At 63.4% G+C, this 26,125-nt stretch carries 29 protein-coding genes; 15 read left to right on the forward strand and 14 right to left on the reverse strand.

Annotated features, from left to right (window positions below; genetic code table 11):
- Positions 1–389 precede the first annotated feature (389 nt).
- Positions 390–860: a tol-pal system-associated acyl-CoA thioesterase gene (ybgC, locus tag ACFFNA_RS19910; RefSeq protein ID WP_378920954.1), complete on the reverse strand. Its 471-nt coding sequence runs from the start codon at positions 858–860 to the stop codon at positions 390–392.
- Between the two features lie 133 nt (positions 861–993).
- On the opposite strand from ybgC, the gene ACFFNA_RS19915 reads away from it, so the two are divergent.
- A complete protein-coding gene (locus tag ACFFNA_RS19915) occupies positions 994–2,244 on the forward strand; it encodes a glycoside hydrolase family 5 protein (RefSeq protein ID WP_378921674.1) in 1,251 nt (416 codons plus the stop codon).
- Between the two features lie 4 nt (positions 2,245–2,248).
- Here the strand turns inward: ACFFNA_RS19915 and ACFFNA_RS19920 are convergent, their stop codons facing one another.
- The 8 genes from ACFFNA_RS19920 to ACFFNA_RS19955 form a co-directional block, all read right to left on the reverse strand.
- Positions 2,249–3,145 carry a metallophosphoesterase gene (locus ACFFNA_RS19920; protein ID WP_378920956.1) on the reverse strand — a complete coding sequence of 299 codons (897 nt, stop codon included), beginning with the start codon at positions 3,143–3,145 and terminating at the stop codon, positions 2,249–2,251.
- A 148-nt stretch (positions 3,146–3,293) separates the two neighbouring features.
- Positions 3,294–4,331, reverse strand: coding sequence for a Holliday junction branch migration DNA helicase RuvB (gene ruvB / locus ACFFNA_RS19925; RefSeq protein ID WP_111548320.1), 1,038 nt, complete (start codon positions 4,329–4,331; stop codon positions 3,294–3,296).
- A gap of 43 nt (positions 4,332–4,374) precedes the next feature.
- The gene (gene ruvA / locus ACFFNA_RS19930; protein WP_111548321.1) at positions 4,375–4,995 is read right to left on the reverse strand and encodes a Holliday junction branch migration protein RuvA; all 621 of its coding nucleotides are present in this window, start codon (positions 4,993–4,995) and stop codon (positions 4,375–4,377) included.
- 10 nt (positions 4,996–5,005) lie between these two features.
- A complete protein-coding gene (locus ACFFNA_RS19935) occupies positions 5,006–5,425 on the reverse strand; it encodes a type II toxin-antitoxin system VapC family toxin (RefSeq protein WP_111548322.1) in 420 nt (139 codons plus the stop codon).
- Positions 5,403–5,672, reverse strand: coding sequence for an AbrB/MazE/SpoVT family DNA-binding domain-containing protein (locus ACFFNA_RS19940; protein WP_378920959.1), 270 nt, complete (start codon positions 5,670–5,672; stop codon positions 5,403–5,405). The genes ACFFNA_RS19935 and ACFFNA_RS19940 overlap by 23 nt, the downstream gene beginning before the upstream one ends.
- 56 nt (positions 5,673–5,728) lie before the next feature.
- Positions 5,729–6,238: a crossover junction endodeoxyribonuclease RuvC gene (gene ruvC / locus ACFFNA_RS19945; protein ID WP_378920961.1), complete on the reverse strand. Its 510-nt coding sequence runs from the start codon at positions 6,236–6,238 to the stop codon at positions 5,729–5,731.
- A 218-nt stretch (positions 6,239–6,456) separates the two neighbouring features.
- Positions 6,457–6,990, reverse strand: coding sequence for a protease adaptor protein RcdA (rcdA, locus tag ACFFNA_RS19950; RefSeq protein ID WP_111548325.1), 534 nt, complete (start codon positions 6,988–6,990; stop codon positions 6,457–6,459).
- A 380-nt stretch (positions 6,991–7,370) separates the two neighbouring features.
- Positions 7,371–7,751: a hypothetical protein gene (locus ACFFNA_RS19955; RefSeq protein WP_111548326.1), complete on the reverse strand. Its 381-nt coding sequence runs from the start codon at positions 7,749–7,751 to the stop codon at positions 7,371–7,373.
- A gap of 331 nt (positions 7,752–8,082) precedes the next feature.
- Here ACFFNA_RS19955 and ACFFNA_RS19960 point away from each other — a divergent pair, with 331 nt between their 5' ends.
- Entirely contained in the window at positions 8,083–8,634 is a 552-nt protein-coding gene (locus ACFFNA_RS19960; RefSeq protein WP_378920963.1) for a DUF2269 family protein, read from the forward strand.
- A gap of 41 nt (positions 8,635–8,675) precedes the next feature.
- Here the strand turns inward: ACFFNA_RS19960 and ACFFNA_RS19965 are convergent, their stop codons facing one another.
- Both ACFFNA_RS19965 and ACFFNA_RS19970 read right to left on the reverse strand, forming a co-directional pair.
- Positions 8,676–9,446 carry a sulfite exporter TauE/SafE family protein gene (locus ACFFNA_RS19965; protein WP_111548328.1) on the reverse strand — a complete coding sequence of 257 codons (771 nt, stop codon included), beginning with the start codon at positions 9,444–9,446 and terminating at the stop codon, positions 8,676–8,678.
- 180 nt (positions 9,447–9,626) lie between these two features.
- The gene (locus ACFFNA_RS19970) at positions 9,627–10,103 is read right to left on the reverse strand and encodes an Lrp/AsnC family transcriptional regulator (protein WP_378920966.1); all 477 of its coding nucleotides are present in this window, start codon (positions 10,101–10,103) and stop codon (positions 9,627–9,629) included.
- Positions 10,104–10,235: 132 nt separating this feature from the next.
- Between ACFFNA_RS19970 and ACFFNA_RS19975 the strand changes: the two genes are divergently transcribed.
- From ACFFNA_RS19975 to ACFFNA_RS19985, 3 genes are all read left to right on the forward strand, one after another.
- Positions 10,236–11,141, forward strand: a complete 906-nt coding sequence (locus ACFFNA_RS19975) for a DMT family transporter (RefSeq protein ID WP_378920968.1) — start codon at positions 10,236–10,238, stop codon at positions 11,139–11,141.
- A 134-nt stretch (positions 11,142–11,275) separates the two neighbouring features.
- Complete coding sequence (locus ACFFNA_RS19980) at positions 11,276–11,923, forward strand: thiamine phosphate synthase (RefSeq protein ID WP_378920970.1); 648 nt, start codon at positions 11,276–11,278, stop codon at positions 11,921–11,923.
- 46 nt (positions 11,924–11,969) lie between these two features.
- A complete protein-coding gene (locus tag ACFFNA_RS19985; protein ID WP_378920972.1) occupies positions 11,970–12,965 on the forward strand; it encodes a tetratricopeptide repeat protein in 996 nt (331 codons plus the stop codon).
- 15 nt (positions 12,966–12,980) lie between these two features.
- Here ACFFNA_RS19985 and ACFFNA_RS19990 read toward each other — a convergent pair whose 3' ends face one another.
- Entirely contained in the window at positions 12,981–13,997 is a 1,017-nt protein-coding gene (locus tag ACFFNA_RS19990; protein WP_378920974.1) for a zinc-dependent alcohol dehydrogenase family protein, read from the reverse strand.
- A 102-nt stretch (positions 13,998–14,099) separates the two neighbouring features.
- Between ACFFNA_RS19990 and ACFFNA_RS19995 the strand changes: the two genes are divergently transcribed.
- The 7 genes from ACFFNA_RS19995 to ACFFNA_RS20025 all read left to right on the forward strand — a co-directional run bounded on the left by ACFFNA_RS19995 (position 14,100) and on the right by ACFFNA_RS20025 (position 20,399).
- Complete coding sequence (locus tag ACFFNA_RS19995; protein WP_378920976.1) at positions 14,100–14,960, forward strand: LysR family transcriptional regulator; 861 nt, start codon at positions 14,100–14,102, stop codon at positions 14,958–14,960.
- Positions 14,961–15,123: 163 nt separating this feature from the next.
- Positions 15,124–15,690, forward strand: coding sequence for an elongation factor P (gene efp / locus ACFFNA_RS20000; protein WP_111548334.1), 567 nt, complete (start codon positions 15,124–15,126; stop codon positions 15,688–15,690).
- Positions 15,691–15,957: 267 nt separating this feature from the next.
- Positions 15,958–16,758, forward strand: coding sequence for an inositol monophosphatase family protein (locus ACFFNA_RS20005; RefSeq protein ID WP_111548335.1), 801 nt, complete (start codon positions 15,958–15,960; stop codon positions 16,756–16,758).
- A gap of 104 nt (positions 16,759–16,862) precedes the next feature.
- A complete protein-coding gene (trhA, locus tag ACFFNA_RS20010; RefSeq protein WP_378920979.1) occupies positions 16,863–17,549 on the forward strand; it encodes a PAQR family membrane homeostasis protein TrhA in 687 nt (228 codons plus the stop codon).
- A gap of 109 nt (positions 17,550–17,658) precedes the next feature.
- Positions 17,659–18,684, forward strand: coding sequence for a MotA/TolQ/ExbB proton channel family protein (locus tag ACFFNA_RS20015; protein ID WP_111548547.1), 1,026 nt, complete (start codon positions 17,659–17,661; stop codon positions 18,682–18,684).
- Position 18,685: 1 nt separating this feature from the next.
- Positions 18,686–19,714 carry a peptidoglycan -binding protein gene (locus ACFFNA_RS20020; protein ID WP_378920981.1) on the forward strand — a complete coding sequence of 343 codons (1,029 nt, stop codon included), beginning with the start codon at positions 18,686–18,688 and terminating at the stop codon, positions 19,712–19,714.
- Between the two features lie 250 nt (positions 19,715–19,964).
- Positions 19,965–20,399 (forward strand): hypothetical protein, encoded by a 435-nt coding sequence (locus tag ACFFNA_RS20025; RefSeq protein ID WP_378920983.1) that lies wholly within the window; start codon positions 19,965–19,967, stop codon positions 20,397–20,399.
- A 91-nt stretch (positions 20,400–20,490) separates the two neighbouring features.
- Here the strand turns inward: ACFFNA_RS20025 and ACFFNA_RS20030 are convergent, their stop codons facing one another.
- A complete protein-coding gene (locus tag ACFFNA_RS20030) occupies positions 20,491–20,844 on the reverse strand; it encodes a DUF1304 domain-containing protein (RefSeq protein ID WP_378920985.1) in 354 nt (117 codons plus the stop codon).
- Positions 20,845–20,986: 142 nt separating this feature from the next.
- Here ACFFNA_RS20030 and ACFFNA_RS20035 point away from each other — a divergent pair, with 142 nt between their 5' ends.
- From ACFFNA_RS20035 to ACFFNA_RS20045, 3 genes are all read left to right on the forward strand, one after another.
- On the forward strand, positions 20,987–22,471 hold the full coding sequence (locus ACFFNA_RS20035) for a carboxypeptidase M32 (protein WP_378920987.1): 1,485 nt from the start codon (positions 20,987–20,989) through the stop codon (positions 22,469–22,471).
- A gap of 192 nt (positions 22,472–22,663) precedes the next feature.
- On the forward strand, positions 22,664–23,056 hold the full coding sequence (locus tag ACFFNA_RS20040) for a hypothetical protein (RefSeq protein WP_378920989.1): 393 nt from the start codon (positions 22,664–22,666) through the stop codon (positions 23,054–23,056).
- Positions 23,053–24,126: a hypothetical protein gene (locus ACFFNA_RS20045; RefSeq protein ID WP_378920991.1), complete on the forward strand. Its 1,074-nt coding sequence runs from the start codon at positions 23,053–23,055 to the stop codon at positions 24,124–24,126. The genes ACFFNA_RS20040 and ACFFNA_RS20045 overlap by 4 nt, the downstream gene beginning before the upstream one ends.
- Before the next feature lie 16 nt (positions 24,127–24,142).
- Here the strand turns inward: ACFFNA_RS20045 and ACFFNA_RS20050 are convergent, their stop codons facing one another.
- Complete coding sequence (locus ACFFNA_RS20050; RefSeq protein WP_378920993.1) at positions 24,143–25,942, reverse strand: ABC transporter transmembrane domain-containing protein; 1,800 nt, start codon at positions 25,940–25,942, stop codon at positions 24,143–24,145.
- Positions 25,943–26,125 lie beyond the last annotated feature (183 nt).

Here is a 26,125-nt window from a genome sequence, read left to right on the forward strand (position 1 = left end):
TCCGGGCGAAGCTGGCAGCTGGCCCCTGGCATCCCTTGTGGTCGGTTCGCACGCAGCTACCTGAACAACCCCAAACCGTGCCGTTGGTGGCCTTTTCGGGGCAAATATTGGTGAAAGGAAGGCGCTGGATAGCGCCAATCTTCACCAATCTCTTCATGAACCGTTATGGTTAAGGATGGGTTAGTACATAAGGCGCGGCGCATTGCCACGCCCGTGGACCACCGGCTCGGTCTGCATCAGCTCATCCGCCCCTCCAAAGGTGTGTTGAGATTCAGGTCAGGCCGAGCCGAAAACGGTGGGTTCCGAGAACCGGAGCGGAGCGTACGTTTGGGTACGTGAGCACCGGAAGCGGAGGAACCTGCCGTTTGCAGGCCGGCATCACCTGAATATCAACTCATCTTGGGCATGAATGCCGCCACCCATTCTTTGGGGAAGCGCCGTGGCCGGCCATTCTCGCCGATGATCGCCGCCTCGACCTTGGCCTCGACCAGCACTTCATCACCGCGTTTGAGCTGCTGCGCCATGAAGATGCGCGCGCCCGAAATGTCCTCGGTGCGGGTGTCGACCGTCAGGATGTCGTCGATGCGGGCGGGGCCGCGAAAATTGATCTCCATGCGACGCACCACCCAGACGATCTTCTCGCCATGCTTGCCATCAGCAAGCTCGGTGTGATGCACGCCGGTCAGCCTGAGATAGTCGGAGCGGCCGCGTTCGAAGAATTCCAGATAGCGCGCATGGTAGACGACGCCGGAGAAATCGGTGTCGGCGTAATAGACCCTCGCCATCAGCCGATGGCCGAACTCCGTCAGCGCGCCGGAGAGCCCTGCCAGCAACGCCGCCGATTCACCATGATCGTCCATTGCGCTTTCCTTTTTGGACCTGACCGGGCACCTAAAGCGTGGCGCGCTTAAGGCAATTGTTTCCGTGCGTGTCGTTGTCCCAAAACCGCTACACACTTTTGGGCGACACGCACTGGCTTGGCGCATGAACCCGATGGCACTGTTGACGGCGATGATCAAGACCTTGATGGCGGCGCTGCTTGTGCTCGCGGCTTTATCGCTGCCCGGCCAGGCGGCGACCTTCTCGATGAAGCGCGGCCTCAACCTCGACCAGTGGACGACGTGGCCGGGCGAGGAGCAGTGGGGTGACGCCAAGGCCATCCTGCCCTATCCGGAATGGCGCAAGTTCCTCAAGGACGACGACCTCAAGGCACTGAAGGATGCGGGCTTCGATTTCCTGCGCATGCCGGTCGATCCGTCGCCTTTCCTGTCCGGCCAGACCGTGGCCTTGCGCGACGACCTCTATGCCAGCGTGCTGGACTCAGTGCGCATGATCAACCGCGCCGGGCTGAAGGTGGTCGTCGACATGCATCTGATCCCGGCCGGCGGCAGCCGCAAGATCGGCATGGGCCAAGTGATGGACGACCCGCAGACCTTCGACGCCTATGTCGACATGGTGCGCAAGATGGCCCGCACGCTGGCCAGCGAGGATCCCAAAAAGGTCGCTTTCGAGCCGATGAACGAACCTATCGTCGACTGCGACAGCGACGGCACCAGCCTGTGGCCGGACCGCCAGCAGAAGCTGTTCGCGGCGGCGCGTTCATCGGCCACCAAGCTAACTTTGATCTTGACCGGGGCCTGCTATTCGGCCGCGACCTCCCTGGAGAAGATCGATCCGAAGACGATCCCGGATGACAACGTCATCTGGACCTTCCACTCCTACGATCCGTTCCTGCTCACCCATCAGGGCGCGACCTGGGCCGGCGACTTCATCCCCTATGTGACCGGCCTGCCCTATCCGCTGACCGCGGTGCCGCAGGCACAGCTCGAGGTGACGCTCGACACCAACCGCGCCAGGATCAGGGCCGAGGCGCCATGGGCACGGCAGAGCGGCCTGCTTGCCTATCTCGATGAACAGGTCGCCAGCATGGACAGCCCCGACAAGCTGCTTGGCCTTATGGATGCGCCGTTCAGACAAGTCGAGGCGTGGGCGAAGGCCAACGGCATCAAGCCGGAGAACATCACGCTGGGCGAATTCGGCATGATCCGCCAGGAATACGGCAACGCCTATGTGATGCCGGCCGCGTTCCGCGCCGCCTATGTCAGGGACATGATCGCGCGCGCCGAAGCGCATGGCTTCTCATGGTCGGTGTGGAGCTATGGCGGCGCCTTCGGCATCGTCGACGCCTTCAACGGCGACAAGGCCGAGCCTGACGTGATGGACGTGATCCGCACACTGCATTGACCGCTCAACCAAGGTCGATCGACAGGATTTCGGGGCGCATCCCGAAACGCACCGGCACAATGCTGAAGCCAGGCCCGCCCGAGACGATCAGATTGCGGTCGTTCTCGACGACATGGCCATAGGCATAGCGATTGCCGAACCGCGACGGCACGACCGGCGAATAGCCGAACAGCCGCGCCTGTCCGCCATGGGTGTGGCCGGACAGCGTCAGCGACACCCGCCACGGCACGGTGGGAAAAATATCGGGCTCATGCGCGAGCAAAATGACCGGCGAGGCATCGCTGACCTTGGCCAGCGTGCCGTCGAGATCGTCCAGCCCCGTGAAGCCGGTGCGGTCCCTGGTCGGCAGCAGGGCCAGCTGGTCGGCGAGCCCGGCGATCCAGACACCATGCCCGTCCTTCTCCAGGCGCACGACATCGTTCTCCAGAACCGGGATGCCGACTTTCTCCAAGGCCTTGCGCGCTATGGTCGGACCGGCGCCCGCCCGCTGCGCGAAGCCATCGCCCCACCAGTCGTGGTTGCCAAGGATCGACAGCACGCCGAGCGGCGCCTTGAGGCCCGACAGTGCGGATGCCCATTGCGACGGCGTCACCGGCCCCGTCACCAGAGGCATGCCGGCGATGTAGTCGCCAAGCAGGACGATCAGGTCCGGCTGCAGCGCGTTCGCGTCTTCGACAAGCGAAGCGATCCGCTCCGGTGTCATCCACGGCCGGCAGGCATGGATGTCGGCGAGCGCGACGATGCGCAGTTTCAATCCCGCCGACCAATGCGGTGGCGTTAAGGCATAGCGCTTCACATGCGTCAGCAGCATCGGCTCGATGCCCACCGCATAGGCGCTGAACGCGGCAACAGACAGAAACGACCCGCCGACAAAGCGCAGGAACCCGCGTCTGGTTATCATGCTCGGCTCCGGCACTAAATCGCGGCGACAATCGCCAAGGCCGCGTTAAAGTCCACGATTGCGCCGGCAAGTCGGCGAAGCTGAGGATATTTTGCGCAAGGACATTCACGGATCCTTGATCGCAGCTCCGTGTCCAATCGCCGAGCCGCTACTCTTCCTGGAACAGGTTGATCTGCTGCTGCGCCAGATCCTTCGGCGCATCGAGGCCGAGGTGCCGCCAAGCATTGGCCGTCAGCATCCGGCCGCGCGGTGTGCGCTGGATGAAACCCTGCTGGATCAGATAGGGCTCGATGATGTCCTCGATGGCGTCGCGCGGCTCGGACAGGCCGGCGGCGATCGTCTCGATGCCGACCGGCCCACCGCCAAAATTGCGGGCGATCATCGACAGATACCGGCGGTCGAGCGCGTCGAGGCCGAGCGCGTCGACCTCAAGCCGGGTCAAGGCCTCGTCGGCGATCTGGCGGTCGACATGGCCATCGCCGGCGACCGAGGCGAAATCGCGTACGCGGCGCAACAGCCTGCCAGCGATGCGGGGCGTACCACGCGCGCGCCGCGCGATCTCCAGCGCGCCATCGTCGCCGAGCGGCATTTGCAGGATGCGGGCGCCGCGCCGCACGATCTGCTCCAGCTCCTCGACCGAATAGAAATTGAGCCGCACCGGAATGCCAAAACGGTCGCGCAGCGGATTGGTGAGCAGACCAAGCCGCGTGGTGGCGGCGACCAGCGTAAAGCGGGCGAGATCGATCTTGACCGAGCGCGCCGCCGGTCCCTCGCCGATGATCAGGTCGAGCTGGAAATCCTCCATTGCCGGATAGAGGATTTCCTCCACCGCCGGGCTCAGCCGGTGGATCTCGTCGATGAACAGCACGTCGCCTTCTTCGAGATTGGTGAGCAGGGCCGCGAGATCGCCGGCCTTGGCGATAACCGGGCCGGAGGTCGAGCGGAAATTGACGCCGAGCTCGCGCGCCATGATCTGCGCCAGCGTCGTCTTGCCGAGACCCGGCGGCCCGACGAACAGCACATGGTCGAGCGCTTCGTTGCGGCCCTTGGCGGCCTCGATGAACACTTTGAGATTGGCCCGCACCGCCGCCTGGCCGACGAAATCGTCAAGCGTCTGCGGCCGCAAGGTCTGCTCGGCATCCTCGCCGCGTTTTTCAGGCGTAATGAGACGGGGTGACAGGCTCATGGCGCCTTCCTTGCACGCGGCAAGGAACTGAACAAGCGACGCCTCACCGCGCCAGCTCCCTCAGGCCGAAACGGATCAGCTTCGGTGCATCGGCATCCTCGCCCGCCGTCTTCAGCGCCGCCGCCACCGCATTGGCCGCGGTGTCGCGCGAATAGCCGAGATTGACCAGTGCCGAGACGGCGTCGGTGATCGGCGCCGGAGCGACGCCTTCACCGAGCTCCTGCTTCAGGCCGATGGTGCCCGAGGCAGTGCCGGCATAGGCCGGCGCCTTGTTCTTCAATTCGGTGACGATGCGCTCGGCCACTTTCTTGCCGACACCTGGGGCGCGAGAGACCATGGCGATATCGCGCAGTGCAATCGCGTTGGCGAGATCGGCCGGCGCCAGTGTCGACAGGATGGCGAGCGCCACCTTGGCGCCGACGCCTGGCACATAGTTCATCAGCAGCCGGAACCATTCGCGCTCCAGCTGCGACTGGAAACCGTAGAGCCGCAGCATGTCCTCGCGCACATAGGTCTCGATGAACAGCACCACCGCTTCGCCCGATGCCGGGAGTGCTGCCAGCGTACGCGCCGAGCAATAGGCGACATAGCCGACGCCATGAATATCGACGAGGCAATGGTCCTCGTCGATCTCGTCGAGCGTGCCCTTGAGTTTGCCGATCATGCCTGGGCCTTCATGGGTGCGTTTCAGGAGAGATGATGTCGAGATCCGGGAAGTAACTGCGGTAGCGGGCAGCGTCGCGGGTCAGCAGACGATGTCCGGCAACGGTCGCATGGGCGCCAATGAAAAAGTCTGGCAACGTCCGCTCGCGAACCCCGCCAGCACGGCGATAGCGGGAATGCGCGACGCCTGCAAGGAATGCCGCGTCCCAGGGCAGAAACTCGCGATCCATCTCGAGCATGTCGACTGCTTTTCGAAGCGCCGTCTCTGTCGCTATCAGCGGCGCGAGCTCGGACCAGATGATCGTATTGATCAGCAAGGCTCCATCGCGGCGACAGGAAACAATCGCCGATGCCGACCATTTTGTCAGCGGTCCGGCCGGTCCCCAGACGTCGATCAGGACATTTGTGTCAATCAACGTCGAGATCTTCACGCGGCCCCCTCAACCACTCCATGTATTCGTCGGTCGTCATGCCCGCCAAATCCAGGGTCCCCGCCATCCGGTCAAGGACATCGCTGAACCTGCGGGATGCCTCTTCCTCGGATAGGTTTTCGTTGACGGCGACAAGCCGAGCGCCCTCGTCGGTGGCCACGAACTCCACCTCCGAGCCCGGGCCGATACCCAGATGGTCCCTTATCTGTTTGGGAATGGTGACTTGCCCCTTGGTGGTCACGCGCATGGTAATACCTCTGAAGTATTACTTATCGCAACTATGAGAACAAGTCAAGAACATTGCTACCCGGCGAGCGCCATCCTGTAGGCGACGCTTTGCCGGTGATGCGCGTGGCAGATAGCAATGGCCAGCGCGTCGGCGGCATGTTCGGTATCGAAAGTGGCCTTCGGCAACAGCACCTTCACCATCATGTGGATCTGCTTCTTGTCGCCATGACCAACGCCGATCACCGCCTTCTTGACAGCGTTGGGCGCATATTCGGCAACGACGAGGCCAGCGCGCGCCGGCACCAGCATGGCGATGCCGCGCGCCTGGCCGAGCTTCAGCGTCGCCACCGCGTCCTTGTTGACGAAGGTCTGTTCGACCGCCGCCTCGTGCGGCATGGTGGTGTGCAGGATTTCGGCGAGCCCGTCATGCAATTGGCAGAGCCGCGTCGCCAGCGCCGCCTTGTCGTCGGAACGCACGGTGCCGGAGGCGACGAAGCGCAACGAATTGCCGAGGCTCTCGACGATGCCCCAGCCGGTGCGCCTGAGCCCCGGGTCGATACCGATAATGCGAATCGCTTCCCCCATCCGGCGAGTTTACCTCCGGTGGACAGCGATGCCAGCGAAATGTGAACAAACCGGAAACGATCCCCCACGACGAGTCGCGGGCTGTTTGAGAATTCGCTCTGGCGGAGCAGATGGCGTGGTTTTCGAGAACCGGAGCGGAGCGTACCTAAGTACGTGAGCGCCGGAAGCGCAGAAAACTGCGCCAGATGCCCGTCAAAGTAGAATTATCAGGCAGCCCGTCAGCCGCGAGCGAAAGCCGTGTTGAGCAGGCTGATCTGGTCGGAAACCGGATTGGGGCGGCGAGCCGTCAGTTGCATGTCGACCACGGCGCCGGAGCCGTAGATCTCCTCGTCCATGCGGCGCACCAGCGCCTGCAGGCGCAGCGAGCGGGTGACTAGGTCGAGGAAATCCTCGGGCAGTTCGGCCCAGCCGGCGGCTTCGTCATGGGCGGAAGCGGTGTCGAGGCGCACCTTGGACTTTTCCGACGCAACCTGGTCGCGGGTCATCTCGCCGGAATTCGCCGCGCGCTGCAAAAGCAGCCAGGAGGCAACCTGCATCAGCCTTGTGGTCAGCCGCATCGATTCGGCGGCATAGAGCGTGGCCCCCAGCCTGGACAGTTTCTTTGCCTCGACCCGGCCCTTGCCGTCGAGATACTCCGCCGCCTGTTCGACCAGGCCCATGCCTTCCTGGTAAAGCGGCTTGAAGGATTGCGTGAAAACCCGGCGCTCCGCCAGTTTGACGGTTTTCGCACTGCCCTTCGAAAGCTCGTTCATTGCTACGCCCCCTGCACCTACAGCTGGCCGATTCGGCTCACTGCCGATACACCCAGCACCCTATAGAACTGAAGCTTGAAAATGCGCTTCGTTACCGGCGAAGGCAAGCACATGTTTAACAGAAGGTTAACGGCGAGCCGCTGTCGGGCGCCCTGAAATCCGGACAAAAAAAGAGCCGCGGATAAGGCGGCTCTCAGGAGTTTAACAGGGAGGCGTCAAACAAAGTGGCTCCAACCACTCGGTAAGAATCCAGATCACTGGATGGACATAGTAAACACCTGTAAAGCTTAATGAAGCCTTAACGGCGCGCGTGTTTTTTGACCGAACGCCACCGTCCTGTGCCGTAACAGCACAGCCCCGAGCCTCGTTTCAGGCTCAGCTCAGGCCGTCTTCCAGACGGCCGGCAAGGCGACGAAGGCAAACAGCAGCATGGACGCGTAGAAGCCCATCGAGGAAATCCCCACCAGCGGTTCGATCGCGGCATTGCCGGCAAGCAGGAAATAGAGGCCGATCAACAGGCCGATGCCGCTGATTGCCGTCAGCCAGAAATGGATGGTGGCGAGCATCTTTTGCCCGACTGCCGGAAACAGATGGTAGAAGAAGGCGAAGACCGCCGACATCAGCCATCCGGCCACCATCGTGTGGGCGTGGGTCGGCATCTGGCCATGGTCCTGGCTGATCGCCATGTACAGGCCGAGCGCCATGCCACACAGCGAATAGATGATGGCCAGCGTGAAGAAATTCCGTGCTACCCCTTGCATAATGTTCCCCCGAATTGCCTCTTCCCGTGTGCGGGAATGGGTTGATCGTCAGGCGAATCTTGTCGCCACCGGGCTCCCGGCATCGGTGCACTAGCATCGGCACTGTTTCCAGACGATGTCGCGCCAACCCCTCCCGACACTTCTCACGATAGCAGAAAATCAGGCAGTGCATTCGCCATCTCGGCGGCTTCGCGCTGGCGGCAAGCTGAAACAGAACCAAATTTTTCGCGACATCGTTCCGAAACGTGCGCCGCGCTAAAGGCCGCTCCTCTGACGGGCCGGCGCAAATCGCGCCTTACCGGAACCCCTCCAGAACACCCAAGGAGCAACCATGGACTGGTACTCGATCGTCAAATTTCTCCATATCGTCTCGGCCAGTTTATGGGTTGGGGGCGGTTTCGTGCTGTTCCTGCTCGGCGTGCTTGCCGAGCGCGCCGGCAACATCGAGGAAAAGTTGCAGGCGATGCGTGCCAGCGGGCAGTTGGGAGGCCGTTTCTTCGCACCGATGTCGATGCTGACCCTGATCTTCGGCCTCATCATGTGCAGCTTCTGGGTCGGCTTTTCGGATCTGTGGATCATCATCGGTCTGGTCGGCTACGCCACGACCTTCTCGATCGGCATGTTCATCTTCAAGCCGACCGGCGAGCGCATGGGCGCGATGATCGCCAAGGAGGGCATCACGCCCGCTGTTCTGGCCATCGGCCAGCGCATGATGAGCGCGGCGCGCTTCGACTATGCGGTGATGCTGGCAATCATCGCCGACATGGTGCTGAAGCCGACCGCGCATGACATCGGCATTCTTGCCGGTATGGTGCTGGTCGTCGTGGTGGGCGCCGTACTGGCCCTTGGCGGCAACCGTCGCCTCGTGCCGAGCGCCGCCTGACACCTCCGTGATGGTGAGGGGCTGCACAGCCGCCTCACCCTTTACAGAAGGCCGGCGATGCCATCCCACAGCAGCTTCAGCGCCACCACCGCCACGGTTGCGTAGGTGAAGGGATAGAAGGTTTCCGGGCGCATCCGCCGCACCAGCCAGGCGCCGGCGATGGTCGACAGCGGCGCCAGCGGCGTCAACACCGCCGACGCCGTCAGATTGGCGGTGTCGAACTGGCCGAGCGCGAAATAGGGAATGAGCTTCAGCGCATTGGTGGCGGCAAAGAAGATCGCCGCGGTGCCCGACAGAATTTTGGGATCGAGCCGGATCGGCAAGGCATAGACCTGGAACGGCGGGCCGCCGACATGGGCGACGAAGCTGGTGAAGCCGGCGACCGTTCCCCAGATGGCGGCAGCCACGCGGTTGGGCTGGGCCGCGTGGTCGGCACCATGGCGAAACTGCAGATAGAGCCAGCGCAGGACGAAGATGATGGCGACGGCGCCGACGATCAGCCGCACCGCCTCTTCGGTGACCAGTGCCGCCGTCAGCCAGCCGAGGCCAATGCCGATGACGGCGCCCGGCATCATGTCGACCAGCATCTTGCGGTCGTAGACACCCCACCATGTCCACACCGACACGATGTCCATCAGGCACAGGATGGGCAGCAGTATGGCGGCGGCCTGCACTGGCGGCATGGTCAGCGCCATCAGCGGCACGCCGACGAAGCCGACGGCGCCGCCGAACCCGCCCTTGGACAGGCCGACCAGAATGACCGCCGGGATGGCAGCCGCGTAGAACCACGGATCGAGAAGCAGGCCTGACATGGGGAGGGGCTGGGCTGGAGGGAAAGCGCGTCGACGCTTGAATAGCCCAGAATTTTGAGCGGAGCGACAGCAAATGTAAGCGTGGCTGCGGCACGCCTGGCCAATGGCGGGCCTTTGTCCTATCGGCGGGCCGAGACCAGCAGGAACATCGGCCGCTCCAACTCTTCCGCCAGTTCGGGCTTAGCCCTGCAAAACCTTTGCCCTCTCACGAGAGGCAGTTGCGTCGAGCGGCGGTGGCCGCCGCCGGATCGGCTGCGCCTTGATGATGGCGGTGCTAGTCTCGGCCTTGTCGGCGATGCGGTCGAGAATTCCGTCGAGATCGCCGATCGAGCGCACGAACAGGCGGGCGACGAAGCAGTCATCGCCCGTCACCTTGTCGCATTCGCCAAATTCGGGGATCTCCTCGATCAGCTTCTGGACGATGTGCAGCTTGCCCGGCAGCGGCCGGATGCGAACGATCGCCTGCAGTGTATAGCCGAGTGCCAGCGGGTCGATCTCGACGGTGAATGCCCGGATGACGCCGCGCTCTTCGAGCCGTCGAAGCCGTTCCGAGACGCTTGGCGACGATAGCCCGACCTGGCTGGCCAGCTCCTTCAGCGAGGTGCGCGCGTCCTTGACCAGGATTTCGAGGAGGCGTCGGTCGAGATCGTCAAGCATTTTACATTCCTCGCAAATTTGGAGGCTAAGCCTAATATAATTAGGTCGCTTACCCATACCACCTTTCTTGTCAGATGGAAAGCTCCGTTGCCGCATGAGATTATACCGGCTCAACGGGTTCGGAGGTTTGTTGTGAACGATACAGTGCGCGGTACGGTCGAAATGTCCGCCGCAATGGCGATCCTGGGGACGATCGGATGGTTCGTCGTCCTGTCCGGCCAGCCGATCATGGATGTGGTGTTCTGGCGTTGCGCGTTCGGCGCGGTGACGCTGCTTGTCATCTGCGCCGGGTTGGGGTTGCTGCGCAACAGGCTGTCGTTGCGCGTCGTCGGCCTCGCCGCGCTCGGCGGCGTCGCCATCGTCGTCAACTGGCTGTTACTCTTTAGTGCCTTCTCCCGCGCGTCGATCTCGATCGCCACCGCTGTCTACAACACGCAGCCCTTCATGCTGGTCGGCTTCGGCGCGCTGTTCTTCGCCGAGCGGCTGACCTTGACCAAGCTGACCTGGCTGGCCATCGCCTTCGCCGGCATGGTGCTGATCGTGCAGGCCGCCCCCGATGCCGGCGATGTCGGCACGGATTACTTTACCGGCATCGTCATGGCGTTGGGCGCGGCTTTCTTCTGGGCCGTCGCCGCCATCGTCACCAAGAAGCTCAAGGGCACGCCGCCGCACCTGATCGCGCTGATCCAGGTCTGCGTCGGTGTCGTCATGCTGGCGCCCTTCGCCAATCTTTCCCAGCTTCCGGCCGATGCGTGGAGCTGGACCATGCTGGCGACGCTCGGCATCGTCCATACCGGCCTGATGTACATCCTGATGTATGGCGCCATCCAGAAGCTGCCGACGCATCTGCAGGGCTCGCTGTCCTTCATCTACCCGGTGGTGGCGATCCTGGTCGATGTCACCGCCTTCGGCCATCGGCTGCATCTGAGCCAGATCGTTGGCGCCACCGCCATCCTGATCGCCGCCGCCGGCATGAATCTCGGCTGGACGCTGTGGAAGCCGAAACCGCCCGTCGCGAGCCCGCACCCGATCAAGTGACGCGGGCCCGCCGGCTGCCCGGCGGGTCAAAAAACGCGATCCCAGATGCCCGCCTGTTCAAAGCGGGCACTTTGCTCTATGCCGCAATCCAACCATCTTCGCCCGGCATAGGCGAAACGCGGGATCGAAGAACCATGAATGACGCAACGCCCCCCAACCGCTGTCGCATCGTGCTGATCGCGCCGCCTGGCGTGCCGGCGGCCCGTATCGCCGCGGCATTCGAAGGCGGCGATGTGGCTTCGCTGATCCTGCCAGAGAACGGTATGGACGAGGCCTCCTTCCAGGCTTTCGCCGAACAGATCGTGCCGGCAGCGCAAGCCGCGGGCGTCGCTGTCGTCATCGCCGGCGACACCCGCATAGCCGGCCGCGTCCAGGCCGACGGTATCCATGTCGAGGTCTCCAAGGCCGAGCTCGCCGAGACGATCGAGCATTTCCAGGCAAAGATGATGGTCGGCACCGGCGGTGCCAAGACGCGAGACGACGCGCTTGAGCTTGGCGAGACAAGGCCCGACTACATTTTCTTCGGCCGCTTCGGTTACGACAACAAGCCCGAACCCCACCCGCGCAACCTGTCGCTCGGCAGATGGTGGGCCGATATGATCCAGATCCCTTGCATCGTCATGGCCGGATCCGACATCGCTTCGGTGGAAGCGGTGGGCGCCACTGGCGCCGAATTCGTGGCACTGTCGAGCGCCGTGTTCGCCGACGGCACCGACCCTAGGACAGCGGTCGCCAGCGCCAATGCGCTGCTCGACGAGACCGCGCCGCGCTTCGAGGACTGACGTGCCCTCGGCAACGCTTCCCCTCCAGGCTCTGCTTGCGGCGCTCATGATCCAGGCAGCGGCCGCGGAAAACATCCCGCTGCCGCAGTCCAAGCCGGAAGCCGGCGTGCATACGGACAAGCCGATCGACAAGCCGCTGCCGCAGCCCGCCACCACGGCCGAGCCGGCGCCGCTGCCGTCGGCCGATGCCATCAATCCCGACCGCTTCGGCGCCAAGCCGGCCGACGCCGCCTATGGCGCCTTCCAGCGCGGTCTCTACAAGACGGCCTACAATCTCGCGCTGGTGCGCGCGCAGAATGGCGACCCGGCCGCGCAGACGCTGGTGGCCGAGATCCTGTCGCGCGGGCTGGGTGTGCCGCTGAATGCCGCGGAAGCGGCGAAATGGTACGCGCTTGCCGCCGAACAGGGCGTGCCGGAATCGCAGTTCCAGTATGCGCTGATGCTGCTCGATGGCCGCTACGTCAAGAAGGACGAGAAGGGGGCCTATGCGCTGATGCAGGCCGCCGCCGAAGCCGGCAACCGGCTGGCGCAGTTCAATTTCGCGCAGATGCTGGTCCAGCAGGACCCCGGCGACGCCGGCCTCGCCAAGGCGGTCTCCTACTATGAGCGCGCCGCCGCCACCGGCCTCGCCGACGCGCAATATGCGATGTCACAGATCTATGCCAATGGCGTCGGCGGCAAGCCGCGCGACGACGCGCAGGCAAGGCGCCTGCTGGCGCAGGCCGCACGGCAGAATTACGACACCGCGCAGATCGATCTCGCAACCTGGATGATCGAGGGTCGCGGTGGCGGCCGCGACCTGAAATCCGCCTTCGGCTGGATGAAGCAGGCGGCGGAGGGCGGCAACGTCGCCGCGCAGAACCGCCTCGCCAAGCTCTATATGCAAGGCATCGGCACCGATCCGGATCTTGTCCTTGCCGGCGCCTGGTACATCGTCGCCCGCCGCGCCGGTCTCATCGACCCGCAGATGGACGATTTCCTGCAGGGGCTGGGCGACGACCAGACCAAGCAGGCTCTGCAGAAGGCGAACCGCCTGCCCTGATCGCCGGTCGCGAAATCACGGCGTGTGATCGAGGACGACCTTGCCGAAGGGCGAGCCATGTTCGAGATGGTGAAACGCCGCCGTTGCCTCTCCCCACGGGAAGACCCGGTCGATCACCGGCCGCAGCCGATTGACCGCAAGCGCGCGGTTCATTGCCTCGAAGGATTCGCGTGAGCCGACGGGTATGCCGCGTGCCCTGACCTGGCGGCGAAAGATATCGAGCGGATTGATCGCCCCCTCGCTGCCGCCGAGATAGCCGATGACGTTGATCTGGGCGCCGCGTGCCGCGGCCTTCAGCGACTGCGCGAAGCTTTGCGGCCCGCCGACCTCGATGATGTGATCGGCGCCACGGCCATCGGTCAGCGCCATGACGGCTGACGACCAGTCCGGATCGCTGCTGTAGTTGACGCAGTCATGGGCACCGACTTGCCTTGCCCGTTCAAGCTTTGCATCACTGCTCGAGGTGACGATGACGCGCGCGCCGGCAGCGGCGGCGAACTGCACCGCAAACAGCGACACGCCGCCAGTGCCCAGGCTCAGCACGGTTTCGCCCGGCTTCAGATGGCCCTCGGTGAACAGCGCATGCCAGGCGGTGACAGCAGCGCAAGGCAGCGTCGCCGCCTCGACATCGCTCAGATGCGTTGGGGCAAGCACTGCCGCCTGTTCGTCCAGCCGGGCGAATTCGCTGAGCAATCCGTCGATGGGACCGCCGCGCTGATAGGACGGTTCGGCCATGGCGAAGCTGCCGCCGACCCAGCGCTGCCAGAAGGTCCCGCAGACACGGTCGCCGACCTTGAAGCGGCTGACCTCAGGGCCGACCGCCACGACGTCACCGACGCCGTCCGAAAGCGGCACCAGCGGCAATGGAAATACTGTGTGATAGTTGCCGCGCACGATTTCCACGTCGCGGTAGTTTAGCGCCGTGGCGTTGACCTTGATGATCATTTCCTGGCGACCCGGTGCCGGCATCGGCCGTTCGACCATTCTGAGATGGTCGATGCCGCCCGGGTTCTGCAGCTCGATGGCTTTCATTGTCGTCATCCTTTCCGTTGCAAGGAAAATCGCTTGTCAGACGGTGGATTTCAAATTCATAATAGTCAGCATAATTATGCGTGTAGAACATGGTGAAAACGGATGCTCGAGGAACTGCGCACGCTCGTCCTCTTCGCCGAGGAAGGCTCGATCCAGAAAGTGGCCCGCCGCCTGCCACTGACGCAGCCTGCCGTAACCCGGCAGATCCAGCGGCTGGAGGACATGCTCGCCACCACACTGCTCGACCGGCGGCAGAAGCCGCCGCGGCTGACCCAGGCAGGCCTGGACGTACTGGCTCGCGGCCGCGACATTCTCGCTTCGGTCGAAGCGCTGAAATCCTTCGCCGGCAGCGCCGAGCCTGAAGGGGTGCTTCGCCTCGGCCTTGCCCACGGCCTCTCCGACAGGGATGTGGCGGGGGCCATTGCCAATGCCGCCGCGTTGTTTCCAAACGTGTCGCTGCGCCTCAAGACCGGCTGGAGCGCCGAACTCGTCTACCAGTTTGATCGCGGGCAGCTCGATGTCGCCATCGTGCTGCGCGCAAACACCGGCGAAAGCAGCGAGGGTGCCATCGGCACGGAGCGCCTCGGCATCGTGGCCGGCAAGCAGGTCGGCCCGGCGACCGATCTTGCAGATGCGGCCTGGGTCTTGAGCCCCCCGCCTTGCGACGCGCGCCAACGGCTGCTTGCCGTCCTGGGCGAAGACAGAAGGAGATTATCCATCGCCGCCGAAATCCAGGACCCGGCCATGCAGATGGAGTGGGTGCGAAGGGGCCACGGACTCGGCCTCATGCCCATGCGCCTTCTGCGTCAGCACTTGCCGAGGGGCGTGATGCTCATCGAGGCAGGTGATCTCGACCTGTCCATGCAGGTCGTTGTCATGCGGTCGCCGCACATCCATCGACTGACAAAGGTCGCCGATGCCGTCGCCAAATCCGTCGGTGCGGTTATCAACCACGACGCCTGACCCTGCCTTCTACGGCACTGCATATCCAGACCCCCGACCTCGGTGCTTCATTCCCGGCGCTTGGCCCCAGCCTGCCCGCTCCCTTGCCTCTTCTGGCGATTTGTGGTCTTGGGAGCCCCGAATTCGCTTTCTCGGCGAACATCTCATTCCGGATCAGATCACTATGGCCAAGATCAATGGCAACGAAATCCGTCCCGGCAACGTCATCGAGCATGATGGCGGCCTTTGGGTGGCGGTCAGGACCAACACCGTCAAGCCCGGCAAGGGCGGCGCCTACAACCAGGTCGAGCTGAAGAACCTCATCAACGGTACCAAGCTCAACGAGCGCTTCCGCTCGGCCGAGACCGTCGAGCAGATCCGGCTCGACCTGAAGGATTTTTCCTTCCTCTACGCGCAGGAAGACGCGCTGGTGTTCATGGACACCCAAAGCTACGAGCAGCTCGAATTGAACAAGGACTTCGTCGGCGACCGCGCCGCCTTCCTGCAGGACGGCATGATGGTGACGGTCCAGCTCTATGACGAAAGGCCGATCGGCATCTCCTTGCCCGACTATGTGACGCTGACCATCACCGAGGCGGACCCGGTGGTGAAGGGCCAGACGGCGGCTTCGTCCTACAAGCCGGCGATGCTGGAAAACGGCATCCGTGTGCTGGTGCCGCCATTCATCGGCGCCGGCGAGCGCATCATCGTCGACACCAACGAAATCACCTACGTGCGCCGCGCCGACTAGGGCAATTCCAGGAAAAGTGTGAAACGGTTTTCCCAGGAAAAGCGCATAGCGCTTTCCCTTGGGAATTGCGACAAACAAGGAGATAGAGCGGTTCGGCGTTTCCGTGAGACGATGAACCAATCTAGGCATGGTCCCGACCCGAAGGTCAGCGCAGCAAAAAGTTGCAGACTTTTCGGATGAGATCATGCTTCAAAAAACAAGCATATGAAGCGGGGGCGCGATCCAGTTTGAGTTGATCCGCCCCAAGCTCTCGGAGTTTCCAACGATATGGCACGCTCAGCCCTTCTCAACGTCATGGTCCAGGCCGCAATGAAAGCCGGCCGCTCGCTGTCGCGCGACTTCGGCGAGGTGCAGAACCTGCAGGTTTCGATGAAAGGCCCTGGCGACTATGTCAGCCAGGCCGACCGCAAGGCCGAGGACATCGTCTTTGCCGAGCTGTCGAAGGCACGGCCGGGCTATGCCTTCCTGATGGAAGAGCGCGGCGTGGTCGAAGGCGACGACGGCCAGCACCGCTGGATCGTCGACCCGCTCGACGGCACCACCAATTTCCTGCACGGCATCCCGCTCTTTGCCGTTTCGATCGCGCTGGAACGCCAGGGGCAGATCGTTGCCGGCGTCATCTACAACCCGGCAATGGACGAACTCTACACCGCCGAACGCGGTGGCGGCGCCTTCATGAACGACCGCCGCTTGCGCGTCGCCGGCCGCATCAAGCTGGTCGACACGGTGATCGGCTGCGGCGTGCCGCACCTTGGCCGCGGCCACCACGGCAATTTCCTCGTCGAACTGCGCAACGTCATGGCGGAGGTCTCGGGCGTGCGCCGCATGGGTGCCGTCTCGCTCGATCTCGCCTATGTCGCCGCCGGCCGAATGGACGGGTTCTGGGAAACCGGCCTGTCGGCCTGGGACGTCGCCGCCGGCCTGCTGCTGATCCGCGAGGCGGGTGGCTTCGTTTCGGACATGGACGGAGGCCAGGACATGCTTGACCACGGCTCGGTGGTCGCCGGCAACGAGGTCATCCAGCGCGCTTTGCTGAAGGCCGTGAAGAAGCCGCTCTCGGCGCGCTGACTGACACGCCGCGCTGATGCGCCGCAGTCGCAAAACCGCAATGGAAGCTTGAAATACTGCCCGGCGAGCGCCCAAATTGGAAGGCGCGGCGCAGGAACCCGGCAGTGAAAGACAACCAACCTTACCCCGACATCCCGTTCATCGGACGCTGGCACTATTCGCGCGCCGAGATGATCGCCGACGGCATCGTCCATGCGGTCGGCATCGTGCTGGCGATCTCGGTCGGTTCGGCACTGCTGGCGCTGGCGGCCTTTCGTGTCGGGCCGGGCGAATATATCGCCGCCGCCTTCTATGTGGTTTCGCTGCTCACCGTGCTGTCGGTGTCGCTTACCTACAATCTGTGGCCGGTGTCGTCGCCGGTGAAATGGATCTTGCGGCGCTTCGACCATGCTGCGATCTATCTCCTGATCGCCGCGACCTACACGCCTTTCCTGGCTCAGCTCGAAGGCTCGCCGCTGGCGCGCTGGATGATCGTCCTCGTCTGGACCGCCGCAGCGCTGGGCATCGCCATCAAGGTGTTTTTCCCGGGCCGTTTCGACCGGCTGGCGATCGTCTTCTATCTCGCCATCGGCTGGAGCGGCATCGTCCTGGTGAAGCCGCTTGTCCAGACTTTGCCGACGACATCGCTCGCGCTCATCGTCGCCGGCGGCATCGTCTATTCCTGCGGCGTCATCTTCTTCGCCTGGAAGGGATTGCGCTTCCACAATGCACTGTGGCACGGCTTCGTCGTCACCGGCGCTGGCCTGCATCGGGCCGCCATGGTCGACTGTCTGGTCATCAATCGCCTCTGACACAGACTTATCGACGCGGCAATATTGCCAAGCGCCATTCAATTTGGTCACAATTCCGTTTAGAGTCGCGGTCTACGTGATCGGCGGCGGCATCGGAAACGGGGCACGAATGGCTTTTCTCAGATCCTTCGGCATGGGCAGACGCTCTGATGTCCTGATCTACGATCCGCACAAATTGTCGAGCCCGCAGGTCTTTCTGCTGACCATGATGATCTTCCTGGTCATCGTCGCCTTCATCGCCGCCATCCTGACCCGCCAGATCTCGACTGCCTTTGGCAGCAATCCCGGCCTCAACGGCCTGATCGTCGGCGTGCTGGTGGTCGGCATCCTCTTGGCCTTCGGCCAGGTCGGACGGCTGTTTCGCGAAGTGCGCTGGGTCAACTCCTTCCGTGCCGGCTCGGAGACCACCGAACCGGTGCTGCTGGCGCCGATGAAGGCGATGATCGGCCGCTCCTCCGCGACGGCCTTCTCGACCAGTTCGATGCGCACCATGCTCGATTCCATCGCCACACGCCTCGACGAAAGCCGTGACACCTCGCGCTATCTCGTCGGCCTGCTGGTGTTCCTCGGCCTGCTCGGCACTTTCTGGGGCCTCTTGAACACCATCGCCTCGATCCGCGAGACCATCGAATCGCTCGATCCGGGTACAGGCGACGCTGCTGCGGTGCTCGATTCGCTGAAGCAAGGGCTTTCGGCGCCGCTGGCCGGCATGGGCACGGCCTTCTCGTCCTCGCTGTTCGGCCTGTCCGGCTCGCTGGTGCTCGGCTTCCTCGACCTGCAGGCCGGCCGCGCCCAGACGCGCTTCTACACCGAACTGGAAAACTGGCTGTCCTCGGTCACCGATCTGTCGTCCGACATCGTCGTCTCGGACCCGGCCAAGACCGAATCCTCTGACGAGATCCGGGTTTTGTCGGAAAGGCTGCGCAGCATGCAGGAGAATGGCGGCGGCTCCAATCCGCGCGTCGCCACTGCCATGGCCAATCTCGCCGACGGCATTTCCGGCCTAGTCAAGAACATGCGCTCCGAGCAGCAGATCATGCGCGACTGGGTCGAGGCCCAGTCCGACGAACAGAAGGCAATGCGCAACACGCTGGAAAAGATCGCCGACGCCCTGAAGAAGCCCGGGGTGCATTGACGTGGCGCTGGCACGTGGGCGGCGCGATCGCCGCATCGATTACTGGCCGGGCTTCGTCGACGCGCTGTCGACGCTGCTTCTGGCGATCATGTTCCTGCTCACCGTCTTCGTGCTGGCGCAGTTCCTGCTCGGCCGCGAAATCTCCGGCAAGGACACGGCGCTCTCGCGCCTCAACTCGCAGATCAACGAACTGACCCAGCTTCTGGCGCTGGAGCGTTCGACCGCGCAGGACAAGGAAGATTCGCTTGCCAATCTGCAGGCATCGCTGTCGGCGGCGGAAGCCGAAAAAGGCCGGCTCGAACAATTGCTGGCGCAAGGTGCTGGCGCCGGCGACGCCGCCAACCAGCGTGCCGTCGCACTTTCGGGCGAGCTCGACAGCCAGCGCCAGATCAGTCAGCAGGCGCTGAGCCAGGTCGAGATCCTCAACCAGCAGATTGCAGCACTGCGCAAGCAGATCGGCGCGCTTGAGGATGCGCTCAACGTCTCCGAAACCCGTGACCGTGATTCCAACACCAAGATCGCCGATCTCGGCCGCCGCCTGAACGTAGCACTGGCGCAGCGCGTGCAGGAATTGAACCGCTACCGCTCCGACTTCTTCGGCCGCTTGCGCGAAATCCTCGCCGACCGCGAGAACATCCGCATCGTCGGCGACCGCTTCGTGTTCCAGTCCGAAGTGCTGTTTCCGACCGGCTCCGAGGTTATCAACGATGCCGGCAAGGTCGAGATGAAGAAACTCGCCGACGCCATCATCGAGCTGCAGAAGGAGATCCCGCCCGAGATCAACTGGGTGCTGCGCGTCGACGGCCATACCGACAACAAGCCGCTCTCCGGCACCGGCCGCTACCGCGACAACTGGGAGCTGTCGACGGCGCGTTCGACCTCGGTGGTGAAATTCCTGATCGAGAACGGCGTGCCGGCCAACCGCCTGGTCGCCGCCGGCTTCGGCGAGTTCCAGCCGCTCGACCCCGCCGACACCGAAGAGGCGCGCAACAAGAACCGGCGTATTGAACTGAAGCTCACCGAACGTTGATCCATCATCACGCGGCATCACGCGAATTTGTTCGCCGGCTCAACTCTAGGGCGCAGTCCGAGGCCGGCAAGGCCTGAAAAGATTATCTTTTTTTAATTACACATCGTCGCTGTGCGATCCTAGCTTCCCGCCTGGGCCGAGAACCGCCGGCGATGAATCCCCCTCATCGCGACGCGACGGAACCGGACGGCCCTCGGCTGGAAGGCAGGCGAAGGAACCGCCACCTTCCTCTTCAGGAGGAGACGCGAAGATGCGCTCTTTTATTCCCAGCACCTCGCTTAGAACTGCAACACTCACGGCGTTCCTCATCGCCATTCCGATTGCCGGCGCCTATGCCGCGGGCCATCACAAGGGCGCTCTCGAGGCCACCGACCCGACCGACCTTACGGGCCCGCGCGTCGAGGGTCTCATCGAACAGGTTCAGGGCGTCCGCGAGGGCATAGTCGACGCCAGGCAGGCCAACAACATTACGCCGGCCGTGGCCGAGCGCCTGGAAATGCAGACCGCCCGCATCGGTAAGGCGGCAGAGAAGATAGCGGCATCGGATCACGGCAGGATACCGGCCGCGCAATACCATGACCTGCTGCGCCGTCTCGACAATGTCGACCAGCGGCTGCGGGTCGATACCGGCAGCGGTTTCCTGATGGGCGATGGCGACGACGGCGGACACTATCCGAACGGCTGAGGCCATCCCGCCTGAAACCAAAAGGAAGGGCCTACCCGGCGCCTTCGGGACCCAATCCCGCGGGCGTCCTTTTTCCTACCAGCCCAATTTCCTACCAGTCCAGCCAGACTGCAATCAGGGCAACCACCGCCGGCACGGTCTGGATGAACAGGATCTTGCGGCCAACCGTTGCCGCGCCATAGAGGCCGGCAATGGCCACGCACAACAGGAAGAAAACCTTGATCTGAAAACCGGCAGCGCCGAGGTAAAGCCCCCAGATCAGGCCGGCGGCGAGGAAGCCGTTGTAGAGGCCCTGATTGGCGGCAAGCACCTTCGAGGCGCTGGCGAATTCGGGCGTCAGATTGAATGCCTTGTGCCCGCGCGGCGTGTCCCACAGCACCATTTCGAGATAGACGATGTAGACATGGATCAAGGCCACCAGCCCAACCAGGATGTTGCCGATCATGTTGTTCCCTCTCCATGCGTCGCCGGCAGCATTTCACGCGTGACCTCACCCGCGCAAGATGTGTCCGCCGCACAGGGTCGCAGGGTTGCAAACGCTTTTGCGTTGGTATCTTTTCGCGCCGTCCTCAATCACGGAAGCAGCCATGTCCTTTCAGAAACTCGATGACCTCGGCCACAAGCTCGAAGCGCTCGAGCATGCGCTGGCCATCCTCGGCGCCGACGAGGCCACGCACATGGCTGTCGGCGGCGGCGAGAAGCGCGCCGAGGCAATGTCGTCACTGGCCGGCATGTATCACACCAGGGCAACTGCACCGGAAATCGCTGACTGGATCGCCGCGGCCGAACAGGAAGCGTTGAGTGAAGAGCAACGGGCCGCCGTTGCCGAATTGCGGCGGCAGTACACCAATCTGACCTGCCTGCCAGTCGAATTCGTCGAACGTCAGACGACCGCGCGCATGCGCTGCGAGCAACTGTGGCGCGACCTGCGCGCCAAGAACGACTGGGCGGGCTTCCTGCCGGCGCTCGAGGGCGTGGTGGCGCTGGTGCGCGAAGAGGCGTCGCTGCGTGCCGACGTGCTCGGTCTCGCCCCCTATGACGCGCTGATGGAGCAATACGACCCCGGCAACCGCGCCGCCGACATCACGCCTGTCTTCACCGATCTCAAGGCTTTCCTGAAAGGCTTCGTGCCGGAGGCACTGGCGATACAGGAAGCGCGGCTGCGCAAGCGCCCGCTGAAGCCGCTTTCGGGCACCTATGCGATCGACCGGCAACGCGAGCTCGGCCTTGCCATGATGGCGGCGGTCGGCTTCGACCTGACGCACGGGTCGCTGTCGGTATCGCACCATCCCTTCTGCGGCGGCGTGCCGAGCGACGTGCGCATCACCACCCGCTACAAGACCTCAGACTTCCTGTCGGCATTGATGGGCGTTCTGCACGAGACCGGCCATGCGCTGTATGAACAGAACCTGCCGAATGCATGGGCGCACTGGCCGCTCGGCAAGGCGCGCGGCATGGCCGTGCATGAAAGCCAGAGCCTGTTCGTCGAAAAGCAACTCGGCCGCAACCCGGCTTTCTGGCGCTGGGCGCTGCCGGTGGTCGAAAAGCATCTCGGCGAAGCCTGGTCGCTCGACGACATCCTGCCGCATGTGCATCGCGTCGAGCGCGGCCTGATCCGGGTCGATGCCGACGAGGTGACCTACCCGCTGCATGTCATCCTGCGCTACGAACTGGAGCAGGAGCTCGTCTCCGGCAGGCTGGAGGTGGCCGACCTGCCCGAAGCCTGGGACGCCAAGATGCGCGACTATCTCGGCCTCTCGACCATCGACAATCCGGCCGACGGGCCGATGCAGGACGTGCACTGGCCGGGTGCCGCCTTCGGCTACTTCCCCTCCTACACGCTGGGCGCGATGATGGCGGCGCAGCAATGGGCGGCGCTGACGCGCGAGCATCCCGCCGCCGATGACGATCTTGCCAAAGGCAATTTCGAGTCAATCAACGCCTGGCGCCGCGAAAAAATCTGGTCGCAGGGGTCACGCTGGTCGACGCCGGACCTGCTCGAACGCGCCACCGGCGAAAAGCTTGACGCCACCTATTTCGTGAACCATCTGAAGCAGCGATACGGCGGATGAACCCGGCCACATCGGCCTTTCTCGATTTCGGTGATCGGCTGATGCCGTCGGCAATTCCTGGATACAACGGGCGTCATCGCTGGGCGGCGACAGCTTCCTGTGTCTTGCGGGATCGTCTCTACTTTTCTATCACTGGTAGTATCCGACAGTATCTTGCGAGACGGCCGGATTGTTCGGGCGGGGTGCTTTCCAGTGATATCTTCTGCGATCACGCGGCTTTTCGTCTTGATTGCCTTTGCCATTTTCTGTTCGCCGGCCATGGCCGACGCCGAAATCCACAAGGGCAGTCCTGGCGGCTGGATCGATCGGGTCGAGCTTCCCAAGCCGGACCCGCGCTTCGACAGCCAGATCAAGAACGGCATATCCAATCTTTTGTCGGAGTATCAGATCCGGCAACGGCCAGGCGGTCTCGAGGCATTTGACCGCTATGCCTACAAGATCGTCGATCGCACCGGGCTCGAGCGCGGTGCGGCCACGTCGACGCGGTTCTGCCCTACTACCGGCTCGATCAGGAACTGCCGGCCGAATTCGCCTCGAAACTGGACGACATCGCCGCCAGATACGCCAAGCCGGAAGATCGGATGATCGAGGCGATGCGCCTGGTTCAGGACACCATTCGCTATGTGAGCCTGTCGATGGGCCGCGGCTCCTACATCCCCCGCAGCCCCGATGTGGTGGTCAAGAGCGGCTTCGGCGACTGCAAGGACAAGGCCTTGCTTCTTGCCTCCAGCCTGCGGCGGCTGGGTGTCCAGGCAAACCCGGCGCTGACAGACCTGGACGACGGATTTGCACTCGGCGACGTTCTTCCAACAATTCGCGCGTTTGACCACGTCATCGTCAAGGCCGTCATCGGCGGCCAGACTTACTGGATCGATGCGACCAACTTTCTCCAGGGCGGCAGGGCCGAGAACCTCGTCCCGCCCGACTATGGCTTTGCCTTGCCGATCGTCGCCGGCAACGCGCAGATGGAGAGAATCGAGCGCGAGGAACTTTTTCAGCCGACCACCTTCGTCAGCGAGGCTTTTGACTTTCCCAAATTCAAGGGCGAGCCGCTCAACCTGACAGTCAGTACGACCTATCGCGATGCGGATGCCGACAGCATGCGATACAGGTTGGTTTCGCAATCGGCCACAAAGCTCGCCGACGACTACCTACAGTACTACAACCGCCAGTATCCCGGGATGACAAGCCTGGCGACGTTGTCGACAAACGACGACCGCGATCAGAACGTCGTCACGATAGTCGAATCCTACGAGTTGCCGACAGAGGCGCTCGACACCGATGATCTCGTCACGAACTTTCCGCTGAAGGCGGATGTTGGCATCAGCAATTTGCCGGCGCCGGATATGGTCGGCAGGATCGGTCCGGTTTGGCTCGGCAGCCCCATGTTCAAGCGTCATCAATGCATCGTCAGAAACCTGAAGGCACAATTCGTTGGGCCCGAGAAATCCGACGACGTGATTACGCCCTACGTCGCCTTCAAGGCGCGCTGGTCCAGTACGCCAACCGAATTTCAGGTCGACTGGTACCTCAAGACCATCAGCGATCGGGTTCCCGCCAAGAATATCGGAGCCTATCTCCGATCACGAAAGAAGATGAGTGACAATTCCGGCTGGAACTACAACTTCGCCTACGCCGAGCCCGAAGCAAACTGAGTCCCGCCGGAAATGCCTATTCAGCCGCGCCCTTGAAGGCGCTGGCGCCGGTTTCGAACTGCAGCTTGGCCAGCCGCGCATAGATGCCACCCTTGGCGACGAGGCTCTGATGCGTGCCTTCCTCGACGATGCGGCCGCCGTCCATGACCAGGATCCTGTCGGCCTTCAGCACCGTCGCCAGACGGTGGGCGATGACGATGGTGGTGCGCCCTTGCATCAGGCGTTCCAGCGCCATCTGCACCAGCGTCTCGCTTTCGGCGTCGAGCGCCGAGGTTGCCTCGTCGAGCAGCAGGATCGGCGCGTCGCGCAGGATGGCGCGAGCGATCGCCACCCGCTGGCGCTGGCCGCCGGACAGCGTCACGCCGCGCTCGCCGACCTGGCTGTCATAGCCCTTTTCGAGCTTGAGGATGAATTCGTCGGCCAGCGCGTCCTTCGCCGCCGTCTCGATCTCGGCCTCGCTGGCGCCCGGCCGGCCAAAGCCGATATTGTCGCGCGCGCTCGCCGCGAAGATGGTGACATCCTGCGGCACGATGGCGATTCGCTCGCGAACCGAGACGGGATCGGCTTCGCGCACATCGACGCCGTCGATCAGGATCTTGCCGGTTTCAGGATCGTAGAAGCGCAGGATCAGCGAAAAGACCGTGCTCTTGCCGGCCCCTGACGGGCCGACGATCGCCACAGTCTCGCCGGGCATGACCTGAAAGCTCAAGCCGTGCACGGCAGCGCGATCGGGCCTGGCCGGGTAGGAGAAGGAGACATCTTCGAAGACGATCGCGCCCTTGGCGACCGCCGGCAGCGGCTTCGGATCGGCCGGCGCCTGGATCGCCGGCTTCTCGGCCAGGATCTCGGTCAGCCGTTCGGAAGCACCCGCCGCCTGCGCAAGCTCGCCCCACACTTCCGACAGCGCGCCGAGCGCACCGGCGGCGAACACCGAATAGAGCAGGAACTGGCCGAGCGTGCCTGGCGACAGATTGCCGGCGAGCACGTCGCGCGAGCCGAACCACAGCACCGCCACGACAGACGAGAAGATCGTGAAGATGGCAAAGAAGGTGAGGAAGGAGCGCGCGAAGATCGAGGAGCGCGCCGCCTCGAAAGCGGCTTCCACGGCGCCGGAGAAATGCCCGGTGACCAGCTTCTCATTGGTGAAGGCCTGCAAGGTGCGCACCGCGCCGATCTGCTCGCTGGCATAGGCTGTGGCATCGGCAAGCGTATCCTGCGCCTGCCGCGACTTGCGCCGCACCGAGCGGCCGAAGGCGACCAGCGGCAGCACGATGACCGGGATAGCGGCAATGACTAGGCCGGACAGTTTCGGGCTGGTGACGACCATCATCCCCACGGCACCGAGGCCAAGGATGACGTTGCGCAGCGCCACCGAGGCCGTCGCCCCGACCGCCGACTTGACCTGCGTGGTGTCGGCGGCGAGCCGCGAAACGATCTCGCCGGACTGGGCGGTGTCGAAGAAGGACGGCGACAGTGTCGTCACATGGGCAAAGACATCGCGCCTAATATCGGCGACGACGCGCTCGCCGAGCGTGATGACGAAATAATAGCGGCTGGCCGATGCCGCCGCCAGCACGGCGGCCATCGCCACAAGGGCAGCGAAATATTCGGCGATGAAGATGGTGTTGGCCGACGAGAAACCATGATCGATCATGCGCCGCACGGCCAGTGGCAGCGCCAGTGTCGTTGCCGCGGCAATGACCAGCGAGATGACGGCGCCTACGACCAGTGTGCGATAATGCGTGATGTACGGGAACAGGCGCCTGAGCGGCTTGAGCGAGCGCCGGCGCTCGTCTGCGCTGCTGGTTTGCGCCATTCCAATGTTTCCTCTAGCCGCCTTTGGGCTATGCGCCTCAATATGCGCTTGCCGCGGCCTTGTGATTCAATTCCGGCTGATGTATAGGCTCGCCGACCGTTTTAGAAGCCGTGGCTCCTCAATAGCTGCGGCTTCGAGTTTTAAAAAGGGGCGCATCGACGCAGGCTTCATGCCCGTCGGCAG

This window comes from Mesorhizobium kowhaii (genome assembly GCF_042431665.1).
Taxonomy (GTDB): domain Bacteria; phylum Pseudomonadota; class Alphaproteobacteria; order Rhizobiales; family Rhizobiaceae; genus Mesorhizobium; species Mesorhizobium kowhaii.